General features: G+C 69.2%; 12 protein-coding genes. 6 read left to right on the top strand and 6 right to left on the bottom strand.

The window, feature by feature from the left end; all coding sequences use genetic code 11:
• Positions 1–465: 465 nt before the first annotated feature.
• Positions 466–1581: a PP2C family protein-serine/threonine phosphatase gene (locus tag GA0115254_RS34495; protein WP_093899197.1), complete on the top strand. Its 1116-nt coding sequence runs from the start codon at positions 466–468 to the stop codon at positions 1579–1581.
• 556 nt (positions 1582–2137) lie between these two features.
• Here the strand turns inward: GA0115254_RS34495 and thpR are convergent.
• Together thpR and GA0115254_RS34485 are read right to left on the bottom strand one after the other, a co-directional pair.
• A complete protein-coding gene (gene thpR / locus GA0115254_RS34490; RefSeq protein WP_093899196.1) occupies positions 2138–2785 on the bottom strand; it encodes an RNA 2',3'-cyclic phosphodiesterase in 648 nt (215 codons plus the stop codon).
• A 583-nt stretch (positions 2786–3368) separates the two neighbouring features.
• The gene (locus GA0115254_RS34485) at positions 3369–3767 is read right to left on the bottom strand and encodes a VOC family protein (RefSeq protein WP_093899195.1); all 399 of its coding nucleotides are present in this window, start codon (positions 3765–3767) and stop codon (positions 3369–3371) included.
• Positions 3768–3859: 92 nt separating this feature from the next.
• Here GA0115254_RS34485 and GA0115254_RS34480 point away from each other — a divergent pair, with 92 nt between their 5' ends.
• The gene (locus tag GA0115254_RS34480; RefSeq protein ID WP_093899194.1) at positions 3860–4849 is read left to right on the top strand and encodes a helix-turn-helix transcriptional regulator; all 990 of its coding nucleotides are present in this window, start codon (positions 3860–3862) and stop codon (positions 4847–4849) included.
• A gap of 695 nt (positions 4850–5544) precedes the next feature.
• On the opposite strand, the gene GA0115254_RS34475 is transcribed toward GA0115254_RS34480, so the two are convergent.
• Positions 5545–6489, bottom strand: coding sequence for an alpha/beta fold hydrolase (locus GA0115254_RS34475; RefSeq protein ID WP_093899198.1), 945 nt, complete (start codon positions 6487–6489; stop codon positions 5545–5547).
• Between the two features lie 124 nt (positions 6490–6613).
• Here GA0115254_RS34475 and GA0115254_RS34470 point away from each other — a divergent pair, with 124 nt between their 5' ends.
• Positions 6614–7240, top strand: a complete 627-nt coding sequence (locus tag GA0115254_RS34470; protein ID WP_093899193.1) for a TetR/AcrR family transcriptional regulator — start codon at positions 6614–6616, stop codon at positions 7238–7240.
• A gap of 301 nt (positions 7241–7541) precedes the next feature.
• Here GA0115254_RS34470 and GA0115254_RS47960 read toward each other — a convergent pair whose 3' ends face one another.
• A complete protein-coding gene (locus GA0115254_RS47960) occupies positions 7542–8084 on the bottom strand; it encodes a transposase (RefSeq protein WP_176740406.1) in 543 nt (180 codons plus the stop codon).
• Here GA0115254_RS47960 and GA0115254_RS47285 point away from each other — a divergent pair.
• Positions 8040–8411 (top strand): hypothetical protein, encoded by a 372-nt coding sequence (locus GA0115254_RS47285; protein ID WP_141720967.1) that lies wholly within the window; start codon positions 8040–8042, stop codon positions 8409–8411. The genes GA0115254_RS47960 and GA0115254_RS47285 overlap by 45 nt on opposite strands.
• A 58-nt stretch (positions 8412–8469) precedes the next feature.
• On the opposite strand, the gene GA0115254_RS34455 is transcribed toward GA0115254_RS47285, so the two are convergent.
• On the bottom strand, positions 8470–9708 hold the full coding sequence (locus tag GA0115254_RS34455) for a PP2C family protein-serine/threonine phosphatase (protein WP_093899190.1): 1239 nt from the start codon (positions 9706–9708) through the stop codon (positions 8470–8472).
• A 646-nt stretch (positions 9709–10354) separates the two neighbouring features.
• Between GA0115254_RS34455 and GA0115254_RS34450 the strand changes: the two genes are divergently transcribed.
• On the top strand, positions 10355–11899 hold the full coding sequence (locus GA0115254_RS34450) for a hypothetical protein (protein ID WP_093899189.1): 1545 nt from the start codon (positions 10355–10357) through the stop codon (positions 11897–11899).
• 215 nt (positions 11900–12114) lie between these two features.
• Complete coding sequence (locus GA0115254_RS34445; RefSeq protein WP_093899188.1) at positions 12115–12687, top strand: DUF6174 domain-containing protein; 573 nt, start codon at positions 12115–12117, stop codon at positions 12685–12687.
• A 209-nt stretch (positions 12688–12896) separates the two neighbouring features.
• Here GA0115254_RS34445 and GA0115254_RS34440 read toward each other — a convergent pair whose 3' ends face one another.
• Positions 12897–15428, bottom strand: coding sequence for a hypothetical protein (locus tag GA0115254_RS34440; protein WP_141720966.1), 2532 nt, complete (start codon positions 15426–15428; stop codon positions 12897–12899).
• Positions 15429–15578 lie beyond the last annotated feature (150 nt).

Genomic DNA, 15578 nt, shown 5'->3' with positions numbered 1-15578 from the left:
TTAGACCGACCGGCAAATGGGGGGCGGCGTCGCGGGGCTGGGCACGCGCATCTGCCGCGTTGTCGTCAATCACCATGGCTCCTTCCCCAAGCTCTCGGCTGCGCTCGAGCAGGGGAGACCCCATCTGTCTCAATCCTCCGCCTTGCAGCTGCACGCACCCAGCCCCGCTCCTTCTCCCACCCCCCATGTGCCGGTCGGTCTTACTTCCCGCCTGGTGCTACTTCCTCTGGAACCTCATGTCCCAGTCGCCACGTGTCCACGATCAAGGGGAAGCTTCACGCCTCGGGCTTGCCCGCGCCGCCGGTCGGTCGGGGGCTTGCCCGGGTCAGGTGCGGAAGCACGAGAGCCAGCCGCAGGCCTCATACCCAGGGTGGCCTCACCAACTGCGACAGTCACCGCCAGAACCGCTCCGGCCGGACCGGGGACCGACGTGCACAGACACCCCGGCCGGTACAATTCAGACATATGGACATACGGCGGCGGCTCTCGTTCCGCCAGCATTCCTGGCAGGCCAGTGACGCCCTGCTGGTGATCCCGCTCGCTCTGATCGCAGGCATCGTGCTCGTCGACGCAACGACCGGCCCCGACGTGGCGCTGGGCCCCCTGCTGATCGTGGCTCCCGCGCTCACCGCCTCTTTCGCCGGCCCCCTCCTGACCGCCGTGGTCGGAGCCATCGCCGTGGCGGCCCTGTTCGGCGTCGGCGTAGGGCTCCGCATCCTGACTACGGAGAGCATCGGTGCGCAGATCGTCGCCGTGGTGGTGGTCTCGGCGATCGTGACGGTGTTCCGGTGGCTGCGGGATCGGTACGGTCGTGAGCTGGCGCAGGTGCGGACGGTGTCGGAGGCCACGCAGCGAGCGGTGCTCAGACCGCTGCCGCGGCAGATCGGGCCACTGCGGGTGGCCTCGGTGTACCTCGCGGCGGAGGAACAGGCACAGATCGGCGGCGATCTGTACGCGGCCACCCGCACCTCGGCCGGAACCAGGCTGATCATCGGGGACGCGAGGGGCAAGGGCCTGACCGCGATCGGAGATGCCGCGCTGCTGCTGGGTGCATTCCGGGCGGCCGCACACCGGCAATCCTCCCTGCCCGACCTCATGGCCTACTTGGAGAACAGCGTGTGCTGGAGCATGGTCGAACCCACCGAGTCGGAGCAGGAAGGGGAGTGCTTCATCACCGCCGCAATCGTCGACATCCCCGACACAGGTGAGAGGGTGGAGATGATCAGCTGCGGGCACCCGCCCCCCTTGCTACTACGCGACGGACAGGTCATCGCGCTCGACGCCACCCGCCCCGCGCCGCCACTGGGCCTGGGCGAGCTGACCACACCCCAGTATCAGGTGGACACCTTCGCCCTGCAGCCCGCAGACCTGCTGCTGCTCTACACCGACGGCGTGATAGAAGCCCGGGACTCCGGCAGAGTCTTCTACCCGCTGGCCGAACGTGCAGCCTCCCAGGCACCCGACAGCCCCCGGGCCCTGATCCACCACCTGCGCGCCGACCTTCTGGCCCATGTGGGCGGGCACCTGGACGACGACGCCGCCATGGTCTGCATCCAGCGCACCCCTGCGGGGTCGTCGTAGTCGTGGCCGTAGACCCGGCCGCGCAGCAACTGCTCGTCAAGAGCTTCTCCGGCTGGTGGTCCGTCGGTGTCTTCGACGCTACGGAGTCGTGTCACCGTGGGGGACGGAGAGCGCCATCCGCAGCCAGATGCCGGTTGCCATCAGTTCGGGCACGCCGCGCCGGAGCTCGTCGGCGGTCGGGAGACGGCCATGTGGTTGAACTGCTCTTCATACTCAAAGGTTCAACGACCGCCGAACACTCGGACCGCCGCGTCGATCCGCGCGTGCGTGCTGCACTCGGTCAGCGTCACAACCCGCGCGCACGAACCCGGCCGGGCAGGGCACCGGACTTCTTGTCGCGAACGCTGCATTTCTCCAGCACCTCGGCGACGAGCTCTGGGGTCCCCATCGGGTCACCACCCCCAGCCGCACCTGATCGGACAACCCCACCCACGGATGCATATCGGGTCCAACGTCACCGCAAACTGCTTGCCACACTCGAGCAATGGCCTTGCCCTGGGACACGGTGATGGAACGGCGGGCCCCAGACCCGGACGACGGGCCGCGCTCGACCACTTCATCGCCCGCCGGGTCGAGTACTGCCTGTCTGCCGGCCCTGGTTCGTTCGTTCTAGATCCAGTGCAGTTCCCGTGCCGAGGGCCCAGGCCTCGATGTCGCGGTAGTGGATCGGTCCACGGCTACGGCCGACGTTGCTGCCTACCAGGTGCAGACGTTCGGCAGGCCATCGGCCACCGGTGAACCCGGCGAACCCTTCGGCGATCTCTCCTGCCGAGGATCGATCTCCCCGGCGGGCACGGGCCAACGTCAGATGTGGGCGCAGGGGCCGAACCTCGAATGCGACACCGCAGCCCCTGACCGCGGTACGCACATCGGCGGCAAGCATGTGCAGCTCATCAAGGTCTCCGTCGATTCCGCTCCACAGCACCCGGTCGTCGAAGTTTCCGCTGCCGCGCAGTGCCAAACAGAATGGTTGGTGGTCCGCTGCGAGGCCGGCGAGAGGCGGGCGAAGAAGCGGAACCGTCTCGGCCGGCAGCTCCCCGAGGAACGCCAGGGTGATGTGCCAGTCCTCGATGCGGTTCCACCGCATGTGAGGGTGTGTGTCATAGGCGGGGCGCAGCGCCCGGGCCAGTTCTTCTTTCGCGTGGTCGGGCGGGGCGAGGGCGATGAACACGCGAACGGTCGCGGGCTGATTCTGTTCGTTCACACCGGACTTCGTACCGCATCCGGGTGGTTGACGCGACGGCCCGGGTAATGCGGGAGAGGCGCTCGCGGTCACGATGCCGAGGAAGCTGCTTCCGGCAGGCGGCGTCACGGCCGGGCCGCTGCTGGGCCGGCATCGGCCCCGCCGGAGGGCGCAGCACCTGTCAGCCAGGGAAGGGTGTGGGCTTCGGGTCTGGCACCACCGTCGGCTCCCTGTGCCGGGTGTCGCCGGGGCCGCACGCTCCGGGGTGGCGTGGGCCCCGGTATGAGGGGCAGCAGCCCGGGTCGTCCTGCCACGGACCATGGGCCGCACTTTCTCTGTCCAAGAACCCGGCGGTACCCGCGCGGCCTGCGGAGAACAGCACGACTACGACTGCCCCCGTCCGGGCGGTCTCGGGGCAGCACTTCACCGAGCCGGGCCTCGTGGTCCTGGACGTCACATCGGCCCGCAGGCACAGGCGCAGACGTCCCTCGGGGTCAGCGGTGCGTTCCGATGTCCCCTACTGGTGGCGCTCCTGGACTCGGCGGCCGCGTTCACCGGGCGCCCTGGGATCTCGGGGCTCCCGCGTGAGCGGCTGTGCGTGGCGTCAGCGTGCGAACTTTTCGATGGCCTCCGGGGTGACGGGGGTGAAGAAGTTGACGAGGTTGCCGTCGGGGTCGCGGAACAACAGCGACCGGTTGCCCCAGGGCATCGTGGTGGGCTCGTTGACGAAGTCGGTGACGAAGCCGGCCAGGTTCTGGTGAACGCGGTCCACGTCGTCGACGAGGAACTCGGTGATCACGCTGTGGTTGTCCGCCGGGCGGGCAGAGCCCGGGGCGAACAGCCGGACGGTGCGGGGGCTGGCGATCGCGAGGGTTGCGCCCGCGGTCTTGAGTTCGGCGAAGTCCTCCGTGGCCCGTATCGCCTGCATCCCTGTAGCTCGCTCGTAGAACTCGACGAGGCGTGCGACGTCGCTGGTGATGATGCGGATCGAGACGAAGTCCATGGGAATCTCCTTGGCTGTGTGGAGGCGTGCACGTCGCAGGCTAGGAGAAATAGTGGACAGAATCGGTCCTGTATTCGCGTTAGGCTGCGAACATGCCACGACCCACCGGCCGCGTGCTGACACTCCTGGAGCTGCTGCAGTCGGGCGGCACCCGGACTGTGGCCGAGCTCGCCGACCGTCTCGGCGTCGAAGGGCGCACCGTGCGGCGGTATGTGGACCAGCTGATCGACCTGGACGTGCCCGTGGAGTCGGTGCGCGGCCGCTACGGCGGGTACCGGCTGGCTCCCGGGTACCGCTTGCCTCCGCTCATGCTCAGCGACGACGAGGCGCTGGCCGTGCTGCTCGGCCTGGTCGCCGGCCGCCGGGCAGGGCTGACGACGACGGAGCGCACGGCAAACGAGACGGCGTCAGCGAAGATCCGGCGGGTGCTGCCCAAGCACATCGCCCGCCGGCTCGACACACTCCTGGAAGCTCTCGCCTTCACGGATCAGCCCGCCGAGTTGGACCACCCGGACGCCGGGCTCCTGCTCACCATGGCCGATGCGGTGCGCCACCGCCGACCGGTCTCGATCCGCTACACCGACCGCGACGGACGGCGCAGCGAACGCACACTGCACGCGTACGGGATCGTCGCCCATGCGGGCCGGTGGTACGTGACGGGCAAGGACGCCCAGGTCGGCAAGGACCGAACCTTCCGGCTCGACCGAATCACAGACGCGAGGGCCCTGCCCGGCTCATTCGAAGCGCCGGTGGGTCCCGGTCCGGCACAGCGCGTGTTGTCAGGATTCGCCACGGCCGAGTACCGGCATGAGGTGACGTTGCGGATCCACGGGACAGTTGAGCAGATCCGCGCGCACCTCCCCGCCAGCGTCGCGAGACTGGAGGAGCACGAGCCCGCGGCCGGCCAGGACCCGGCGGCCGAGCACTGGCTGCGCGTCGAGCTACGGGCACAGCAGCTCGACTGGTTGCCTCGGATACTCGCCTCACTCGACCGGCCGTTCGTCATCGAGCGCCCCGATGAACTACGCGACCTCGTCATCGCGCTCGCCGATCGCCTCACGTCCTACGCCCGCCAAGCCTGACAGCGAGGAACCAATGTCATGAGACGGCACAGCTGGTGAGACGGGAAGGTGCACGCGAGGAATCAGTGCTTGACGCCCCGTAATTACGACACCGGCTCCAACCCGGCGGATGCGGGCCGGATGCAGTGCACGGCCGCCAATGGCCGGCGGCCGACTCCGAAGCCGGATCTACCTACCGATGAGGAGGCCACGTCGAAAGCCTGCGGCGTAAGCGTGGCGATGCTGCCGGGGTAGAGCTGGGCACCTCACCCGTCGATCGATTCCGTGGTGAACGCGGGAACTGCCCGCGGTCGTCCCAGTCCGGACCTCCAGTCCGGTGGAGCGCAGGCCCATCGCCGACTGATGGCCGTCGGGCAGGACGGAGGCTCCGTAGAACTCCGAGGCCGGGAGAGCCGGCCACATGGGGAAGGGGGCCCGCAAGTCAGCAGCAAGGACACTGGAACGACGTTGCGCTTCTTGTACCTCTCCTTGTCGAGGCCCGGGGGCCGCCCGCCCGCGGAACCTCGCTTCGGACGGGCGGCCCTGGCGTCGGGCTTCTCCGGGATCGTGTGCTTGATGCCGCGTGGGCGCAGGTAGCAGCAGCAAGGCCCGTTGCTTCACCGCTTCGGGAGGCACCACAGCACACCGAGGATTCGAACGCTGCGTGGGCTTCGAAGACGATGACCGTCGGCGCAGTGGTCCCTGACAATGGCCCGTTATCCGCCCACGGGGCCGCTGACCGGGTCGAGGGAGTCGATGTCCTCCATAAAGCTCAGCATCCGGGCGTTGACCAGTTCGGGGTGGTCGATCTGCGGTCCGTGGCCGGTCGCGGCGACGATCTCGGCGCGGGCGCCGGTGATCAGCCGCGGTACGCGTTCCAGCTGGCGCTTGGGGTGTACGAGCAGGCTGCGCTTGCCCATGATCAGGTAGAACGGCGTCCGGATGGAGCCCAGTTCGTCGTCCGTCAGTGGCAGTGGGGCGGGGCGGCGTATCCGGAAGGCGCGCACACTCGCATGAATCATCGCGCGGAGTTCGGGAACGACGATCACGGGCTGCTCCAGCCAGGAGGCCAGACGCGGGCGCAGAGCCTTGGGGGCGTAGGTGGCGAAGAGGCTGGCGAAGATCCATGCGAAGAAACGGAGGCCTACTTTCTCCAGGCCGCCGGGGTCGAGGGCGGTGACCGAGGCGAGCCGACCGGGCCGCAGGTGCCCCTGGTTGATGACGAGCCAGCCGCCGTAGGAAGAGCCGACGAGGTGGACCCGGTCGAGGCCGAGCGCGTCGAGGGCCTCGTCCATCCACTGGGCGGCGCGCTCGGGCTGCCACATGGGCTCACGATGGACGCTGCGGCCGGGGTCGCCGGGGGTGTCCAGTGCGTAGACGGGGCGTTCGGTGCTGAGCGCCGGGGTGTTGGGGTACCACTGGGCGGAGCAGCCGCCGGAACCGTGGATCAGGACGACGGGCGTACGGGACTCGGCCGCCGGGTCCGTGGGGCCGTAGCGGTAGACGTGCGTGGTGCCGAAGCTCGTCTCGACGTCGGTCTCGGAGCGCAGGGGCGCCCCCTTCGCGTAGAGAACGTCGCAGGTGGCGAAGTACCGGTCGCGCAGTTCGTCGCTCACGTAGTGGCCGATGTCGCGGCGTACTCGGGTCGTGTTCTCGGGCACGGTCACCTCCGGGCAGATCCGTTCTTCGTGATACGACCGTACCACAATGGTGATACAGCGGTACCATGAAGAAGTCCGGGAACCCCTGACCACTGACCACCATCGACGGGCGGAGACAGGCCACATGCCAAAGCGCGTGGACCACGAGGAACGCCGGACCCAGATCGCCGAGGCGCTCATCCGGGTCGCCGGGCGGCGCGGACTGCACGCGGTCGGTATGCGCGACGTGGCGGCCGAGGCCGGTGTGTCACTCCGGCTCGTGCAGTACTACTTCCAGACCAAGGAGAACCTGCTCTTCCACGGGCTCCAGCACCTCACCGACCTCTTCACCGCCCGCGTGGGCGCCCGCCTCGCCGCCGCCGGCCCCGATCCGGGCCCGCGCGCGACCATCGAGGCCCTGCTGCTGGCCTCCCTCCCGACCGACGAGGAGAGCCGCACCTTCCACCTCCTCTACAGCTCCTACTCCATCCTGTCCGTGACCGACGAGGGCCTGGCCGCCCAGCCCTTCATCGACAACCCCGACGCCGCGGAGAACGCCCTGACCGGCCTGCTGCGGCAGGCACAGGAAAGCGGCCTGGCAGACTCCGACGTCGACGCGCGCACCGAGGCGATCAGCCTGCTCGCCATGACAGCGACCATGGGGACCAGCATCCTCGTGGGCCAGCGGAAGCCCGAATCGGCCATCGCCGTACTGCATCACCACCTGGACCGGATCTTCACCACAGCCGAACACGCCACGCCGCCCGCATGACCACGGCCGCGCCACGGCTCGGCCATCGGCCTCTTGCCCGGCCGATGCAACGCCGGTCCGGGGACATCACCGCGGCGTGCAGACAGACGCGGGGCACCGTACAGGTGCGCGGCGGGAAACGACCTTGATACGTCGGTCCGGCGAGTGACCGGCCGGAGTCCGCCGCGAACTCAGGCAGGCCGAGCACAGTGCCGCATTCAGGAACAGCCCATGCTCGGAATACTGACTCCTCACCAGTACGCCGGGCCCTGGCCCGCACCGCGATCCTCGACTTCGTCGAGGGACCTGTTGCCCCATTCGCTCAGGCTGCGAGAGCAAGGGCCGCGAGGCGGGACGTCCGGGTACGGGCGAGCGGGGTTTCGTTCCACCCGGCGTCAAGCCGGATCAGGTTGACAGCTACGGCTGTGAGTACGTGTGCGAGACGGGTCTGGCGGAGGCCGCGATATCGAGTGCGGCGCATGCCGCTGATCGCTACGGCCTGGTGGATGGTCCCTTCGATGCCGGCTCGGGCCGCGTAGCGTCCTCTCCATTCGTCTGGCTGCTCGGTGCGGGCGCGTTCGAGCAGGGCATCCTGATCCCGCGGGCGGACAGCCGGTTGTCTGCCGTCCTGGGTGGAGCGGGTGCACCGATCGCGGACCTTGCAGAGGGCGCGGGTGGTGGTGGCGAAGCGGATCCTGATCGCGCCCCGGCCGTTGTTGTCGACTCCGGCGGTCCAGTGGCGGCTGACCGCACCGGTCGGGCAAGCGGCCTGCCGGGCATGCCAGTTGACAGTGAAGGCCGACTTGCCGGACCCGGCGGAATGGACCTGCTGCAGGATACTGTTCGGCCTGACCGGCGCGACCACGCCGATGCCGCGGTCGTCCGGCGCGGTCAGCAGGAGTCCGGCGGAGGAATATCCGGAGTCCAGAAGGTGCTCCGAGGGCTAGAGGCTCTTGTCGGCCAGGCCGTCGTGAACTGCATCGACGACGGTGGCATCGTCCGCAGTGGCGTCGGCGCTCACCACGTGAGTGATGGGATGCGGTCGGTTGGTCTGCCGGGGATCGTCACAGTTCTCGCCGCCCTCGACCGGTTCGCAGAGTTCGCCGACGCCTGGGGCAGGAAGTATCCGGCGATCGTGAGGCTCTGGGAGAACGCCTGGGAGGAATTCCCCCTGTTCCACAGACCCGGGTGAACCTGGACCCGGCCGAAGACGGAGCACGAGCACAGCGAGGCTCCGGCGCAATACCGCGTCACCAATGCTGCGGACGCCATTCGAAAAGCAGGATGGTCACGTCGTCCCGCAGTTGGTTGCACTGGTAATCGAGGATGGCGTGGATGAGCAGCCGCAGCACCTCGGCCGGGCGCTGTCCGGCGGAGGAGGAGCGGATGATGAAGTCAGTGAACCGGTCAAGGCCGAACTCCGCACCGTCCGCGTCGCGAGCCTCCACGACACCGTCGGTGTAGAGCAGGACGCAATCGCCCGGTTCCAGGGTCGCCTCGTGGACTTGCCGGGCTGCCGGGGCGAGTGGACCAGCCAGGCCGATCGGCGGCTGTGGGGGGCTGTCCAGCGCCAGGGCGAGCACCCGCTCGTCACGGATCAGCAGCGGTGGGGGGTGACCGCAATTGACCCAGCGCAGCACCCCGGTCTCGGCGTCGAGTCGACACAGCACGCCGGTGCAGAAGTGGTCGGGCAGCCACTGGGCGAGCGCCTGGTCGACGGAGCCGACGACATCGGCCAGGTCGGCACCGCCCCGGCGGGCGTTGCGCGCCGCCGCCATGGCGACCGAAGTGGTCAGGCCGGCGGCCAGATCGTGACCCATGGCATCGAGGATCACGGTGTGCAGGATGTTCTTGACCACCGAGTGGTCGAAGGCGTCGCCGGCGATGTCGTACGCCGGTTCCAGGACCGCGGTCGATACGCACCTGCTGCTGCCGATGGTGCAGGGTGGCAGGAAGGCCCGCAGCATCTCGGCGGGCAACCGCATGGTCGCAGTGCGGGTGCGGGCGGCGAGCCAGTCGCTGTAGGCACGCTTGGAGGTGATCAGCATGGCGAACAGATGGGCCAGCATCCGGCTGCGGCGCATCCGCACCTTGTCGAGCGAGGCGGTCCGCACCGCCACCACGCCCAGCCGCTCCGCACCATCGACCAGAGGCATCCAGAGGATCAATCCGTCGTCGGCCTCGGCCACCCGCGGGGAGACCGTGCGGTACGCCCAGCCGGCCGACGAGCGGTCCACCGGCAGCGGCTCCAAACCCTCGTCGAGTGGGATGAGCAGCTGTTGCTGCAGGTCGACGAGGTAGATCAACGCGGTGTCCAGGCCCAGGACGGAGGCGCACCGGTTCGCCAAGGCGGGCAGTTCGACGGGCAGGGCGGTCTGCGCCTCGATGATCAGCTCTTCCAGCTGATTCTCGTCGACGGCAGTGTCGGGACCAAAGGACGCGTGCGGTGGGTCCGACACATGGATCACCCCTTCCGTGCCCAGTTTCACACCGATCCCGTCCTCTCACACGTCAGCCCGTGGCGAGGGCAAGAGCGTGCGTTCACCCGCACAAGGTGGGGCCGGAGCCGGACCGCATCCCCCCGCCGCCGAAGGATCTCCCGACTGCTGAGCCGGGGGCTACGCCGCGACGGCAAAGAGGACGGCTGCCTTCCTTCCTCGTTCAGTGACACCGATCTGCGCGTACACCTGGTCGAGAGCCCCTGGGTGACGCCGCAGCGATCGTCTCTCACGTCCTGACACACCGGCTCGGCATCGGCCTTGGTGACCATCCCACCCTCGATCGGCTTGATGACGCGGCCCGTGCTCTGGCCCTCGCGCCTGGACAAGGACGTCGCCGCCTGGCTCGGGCAGGCCAGCCGCGTGCCCGAGCTGCTGCGCACCCGGCCGTGACCCGTTTCCGGCGCGGCAACCTGATGCAGAGCGTCGGCCGTTTCAGGTGACCAGCGCGTCAAGCGCGTCCAGCGGTTCACACCCGTCCGTCGGGCCAGGTCGACGGGACGAGTGTGAACCGGGCGAGTTCACCGTCCATCGGGCTGCCTGCCCGCGTACGGTGGGCCCGCCCCCGCGCCCCGTCCGTCGCGGTGAGGACGGGTGCGGGTATTGGGAACGGACACGGCATGGGAGGAAGAACGGGATGACGGAGGCCACTGCGAGCGAGCTGAACGAGCGTGTGCTGGGGCGCAGGTGGACGGTGCGTCTGGATGCTGCCGGTCGTGGCAGTGCGGCGGTGCGCATCTCGTGCAGCCGTCCCTCCTGCGCCGAGCAGCGTCTGCCCTCCGCAGCCGCCGGCCGTGCGGCTGCGGTCGCCCACCTCAAGACGCACCTCCGGGCCGCTCCCGGGCCCCGGGCCGAGGTGTACTGCGCGTGCCGGGCCGAGAGCTGCCGCACGCACCTCCGTCCCGACGACCGGCAGATGCGTGCCCAGCCCTGGCGGTGCGGCGGGGCGGTCGTCTGGGCCGTGGTCACCGACCGGGAAGGACGCTGGTGGCAGGCCCTGGAGTGCTGCTCACGCTGCGCGGCCGCCACGCCCGGCGCGAAGGTCGTCATCACCGCTCAGCCCGCTTCTGGCCCGGCGGCCGGTACCCCGGACACTGCCGACCGCCCGTCGACCGCTCCTGCCGGCGCGCCGCAGTTCTCCGACCGTCCCCCGCCCACGGCCCGCCCGCGGGACGTACCGGCCCCCCGCTCCGCGCCGGTCCGGCGCCACTATCCGTACGGGAGGATCGCGCAGCGGGCCATCCCCCACGATCTGCGGCCCGTCGTCCTGCGGGACGAACTCGTCGAACTCGGTCAGCTCTTCCGCACCTACCAGCAGCGCGCCGAACCCGACCTGGCGCTCCTCGCCGACCTCCAGGAACGCAAGGCACGCGCCTTCACCACCTGGGCCGATGTCACCTGCGACGTCAATCTGAGGCTTGAGGCCCGGCGCGCCGAACAGGCCGCCATCGCAACGCGCCTCCAGCACCAGCAGCGCACCGGCTGCGGTACGGACGGCGATGGGCCGGCGGTGACCCGGCTGCTGACCGCGGCGACGCAATGGGAGCACGCACGCTCCGTGCTCGCGTACGTGGCCGACCACAGCCCGCTGCCCGGGCCGGAGGCGCGGCTGCTGGTGGTGATGCTGACCCTGCGCACCGCGCACGCCGGCACCGGCAACCTCGTCGGGCAGGACGTCACCGCGCTGGGCCTGACCGATCCGGAAGACCTGGTCGAGAAGATGACCGACTGCGGCTGGCTGAGCATCCCCGGCACCGCCGGCGACCTGCTTGCCTCCCGCCCCGAGAACCCCACCCCGGTCACCGTCCCGTCCCTCGTGGCCCGCGAGGACGGGACGGGCCCGTTCACGTTCGGCAAGAAGATGCGGCCCAAACTCAGCGGATGGGCCCAGAAAGTCGTCTCGGACAAGAAGCTCCGCAAGGCCAAGACCACCGCAGGTACCCGGCTGCTCGCCCTGACCTTGGCCACCCAGACCAGCGCATCGGGACGGCTCGGCCCCGGCGGAACGGGCGTCGCCCTGGATTCCCTCGCCACCTTGTGCCCGGTGGATCCCGGCGAACTGCAGCACCTGGTCGACCAGCTGACCGCAACGGACTGGCTGACTGAAGCCGCCGTCACCGACACCGACCTCACCGGCCAGCTGACCGAACGCGTCCTGCCGCTCACCTGCCCCCTTCCCTAGCCGAACCAGGCCGGTCAGGCCCGTCGGCGAGGCATGTCTCTGTAGTACAGATGCCCGCCGTCCCGCCTCAGTGTGCAAACAGGTGTGACCGGGGGCGTGTTGGGATCAGACAGGAGCGAAGAGACCGAAACGGAGGATCGAAGGCCTTCACGCACCCCACCTGCCACACCAGACGTCCACCGCCCCAGTCGACCCGAACCGCTCCGCCAGCTGAAATGCAAAGAATCACGCGCCCGGGCGGGTTCACCGCTGGCGCAGGCCCGGGCAGGAACCGAATCAATGGCACCGCCGTCGAAGGGGCAATCGAGCTGCTGAAAGGCCTGGCCGTGACGAAATCCAGCACGTATCTGCTCGCCGCATCCGCTGCGCTTGCCCTCGCCGTGGTCGGCTGCGACGCAGGGTCCACACCGGCTGCCGCCAAAGGCGGTGCCAAGGCAAAGGCAGCCCGGTGGTCCGAACCGGATCGGTATTCTTTCCGGCTTCTCTCCGAGTCCGGAGAGCGGGGCGGCCTTGGAAAGTACCGGATCACCGTGGGGAGGGGGAAGGTCATCAAGGCGATCGGCCTCGACGAGCCGGCCCGGCGTACTGTCGAGGAGAATCCGCAGGATGTCCCGACGCTTGGCAGTCTCCTCAATGATGTCCAGAAGGCCCGTGCAGGCCAGGCTGATGTCGCAGAGGCGGTATTTGCCGCAGATGGACACCCCACTGAGATTCACATCGATTGGCTGGCGAATGCCATCGACGACGAGGCCGACTACCTCATCACCGAATACCGCGAACTCCCCTGACCGGCGCGCCCCCGAACGTCCAGGTCTGCAAGCATCGATGGCCGCACACCGGACGGTGTGCGGCCATCGGCCGTGTACGGGCGTGGCCGCTCTCCTCGGTCAGCGCTTCGAGGCAGTGGTCAGCCGCGGAGACGGTGCCACTGCGGGGCCGGTGCCACCGCGGCCGGCCACAAGGCTCCCCCACCGGGGTCCGCCCGACCGGCGTGCGATCAGCGGACGTCCACGTAGTCGCCCGCCGCGGTGGCCGGCGGGGTCGTCGTGGTGCCGGCGAAGGTGTAGCGCCAGTACCCGTCGGCCGATGCGGTCACCGTGGTCTTCAGGTTGCCGGTGCTGTTCGTCGTCACCGTTTTCACCGTGGTGTACGACGTCGCCCCCTTCTTGCGGAACTGAAGCTTCACAGGCTGCGCGGTGTACCCGTTGTAGCTGCCGGTCTCCCAGTTGGCCCGCGCGAGCTTGCCGGTGATGGTGAGCGTCTTGCCCTTGGTCACGGGTTCGGGAGAGGCATTGACCGTCTGAGTGGAGTCGCGTTGCAGGAGGACCGACTTGGCGGCGTGCAGATCGGTGTAACTCCTGCCGTCCGCGGACTCCGCCCAGGACGCCAGCTTCCAGGTGCCCGCGAGTGCGTTGCGGCCGAGTGTCCAGCGGGGTGCGATGTACGCGAAGTGCGCCTCGCACGTGGCCGTCGTCGCGTCGGTTTTGGTGCAGGTCGCGGGCCAGGTGCCGTAGAGGACACCGTCCGGGGCGTCGTACGAGCCGTGGTAGAGGTACATGTCGCCACCTGCGATGCCGGACGGGTCGGTCGCAGTGAACTTTGCCTTGAACTCCTGAAGTGGCTCGTTCGTCAGCTCCACGCCCTTTCCGCCGTTGATGGCGACGTTGGAGATGCGGGTGGATCCGGCTGTCTCGTCACCTTGCGGACGCGGTCCGGCGAAGGCGCGCTCAATGGTGCGGCGTACGCTGCCGCCCGTGTCGTCGGTGGCGGTCACTCGCAGCGAGATGAAGGACGCGGTGGACGGGACCGTGAGAGTCGCCGTGTTGTCGGTGAGCGGCAGGCCTGTCCACGTGGCGCCGTCGTCCAGCGAGTATTCGATGCCGGTGACGGTCTCCGTCGCATCCGAGTTGCGGGTGGTGGCGGTGGCGGCGATCTGTACCGGGGTGGAGGCGCCGGCACGGTTGGACGCGTCGAGCCCGGTGAGCTTCACCTGGGCATCGATCAGAGGCAGTTCGGTCGCCGCCGAGCCCCGTGCGGAGGAGAAGGTCCACTCGTTGCGTACCGTCGTGGACAGCCGTCGGTACGGCACGCGGTGGCTGGTGGTCTGGTCGAGTGTGTACGTCCCGGTTCCGGAAGGCACGGTCGCTGTCAGCTGCTGGTGCGGCGTCATACCGGTGGCCTCGGCGTAGGTGACGCCGCCGCGGGTCAGGCGGTACGAGAGGACAGACCGGCCGTCCGTGCCGGCATGCCCGGCGGCGTCGCTGGCACCGTGCGGCTCGAACAGCCAGATCTTGTCGCCCTGTCGCTGTGACCCTCCCCACACGCGACGGGTCGGCTGCAGCGGTGCCTCGCCGACTGTCTCGGCGGCCGCCGGTCCGGCGGCCAAGGAACGGTCGGGCAGCGCGAGACTGTAGTCACCGGTCCCGTAGTTCAGTGACCGGCTGTAGGAGATGCCGGGCGTGACGTATTCGGTGACCGAGCCGGCCACCGGCACGGGTGAGCCCAGATAGACGCCGGTCCACTCGCCGAGGTTTGGGACCGTCTGCAGCAGGGCGGTGGTCCTTGTGCCCGGAGCGCGGACGTGCGTGACCGTCTTCGCGAGCGCCGCTCGGTTCACCGACGCAATCGGCGACGCGGGCACGGTGTCCCGGAACGTGTGCGTGAGGTCGTAACGATACGGGCTGGGTGTGCCGGCTGTGGTGCCCTTGCGGGCGAGGACGTCGTGGATCCGCAGTGCAGCACCCGGCTGCGAGAACGGCGTGACGTACACCTTGTCCGCCCCCGAACCCGCGAAGCCCGCCAGCCCACCTCCGGGCACGGAGATCCACACGGCGGAACTGCCGCGGGCAGCCGTCGTGTCGTCGACCCGGATCCCGGTCTCCTTGGCGGCCCGCTCGTCGAAGGTGACGGTGGTGGCAGCCGTGCCGATCCTGAAGGTGCGCGTGAGGACGTAGCTCGGCCGTTGCCAGTCGCTGTGCAGCGCCACCGAGAAGTAGTCGCCCGGCGGCAGCTTCACGGTCGAAGACGGGCCGATGGCGTCACTGTCGACGGCGTATCCCGCCCAGGTCCTGCGGTCCCAGACGTAGAAGCTCTTGCTCGCGACGTCGGCGTTGGTAATGGTCAGCTTCACGGAGTACGTGGCCGCCGCCGTCACCCCGGCCTCCGCCCCTGCCCCTGTACCCCTCGGCAGAGCAACCCTGGTGGCCGGCACCGATTGCGGCAGCGCGGCCGGCCGCACGGCCAGCGTGCCGTTCGTGGAGGCGATGGCATACCGCTTGCCGCGTGGCCCGCCGTCGCCCGTGATGCGTACGTCGCCGCCGACGATCTCGACGCGCTCGCCGTTTCCCAGACCGGCAGCCTGGGACAGGCTCTCGGCCATCGTGCCCTTCGCCTCGGAAATCCGGCCCACCGCCCCCGGTCCCGCGTCCGACGCGGTGGCTGCCGGCGCGATCAGCACTCCCGCCAGCACCACCGCACACACGCCCGCCCCTGCGGATCTCCGTGCATTCCACGTCCAGGTCCCAGACATCAGTCCGCCCTCCCCATCGCTCGACTGACGACAATTCCTGGCACCCCCTGCCAAGGAGTCAATCACCGACACCCTAGCGGTGGTGTGTTGAGCCGGGGGGGGCAGAGGTCATGCGGCTGGCCTGCGCCGGAGATTCGTCGTTGAAGAGCG

The sequence above is a fragment of the Streptomyces sp. Ncost-T10-10d genome (genome assembly GCF_900091955.1).
Classification (GTDB): domain Bacteria; phylum Actinomycetota; class Actinomycetes; order Streptomycetales; family Streptomycetaceae; genus Streptomyces.
This window is presented reverse-complemented; position numbering and strand designations above follow the sequence as displayed.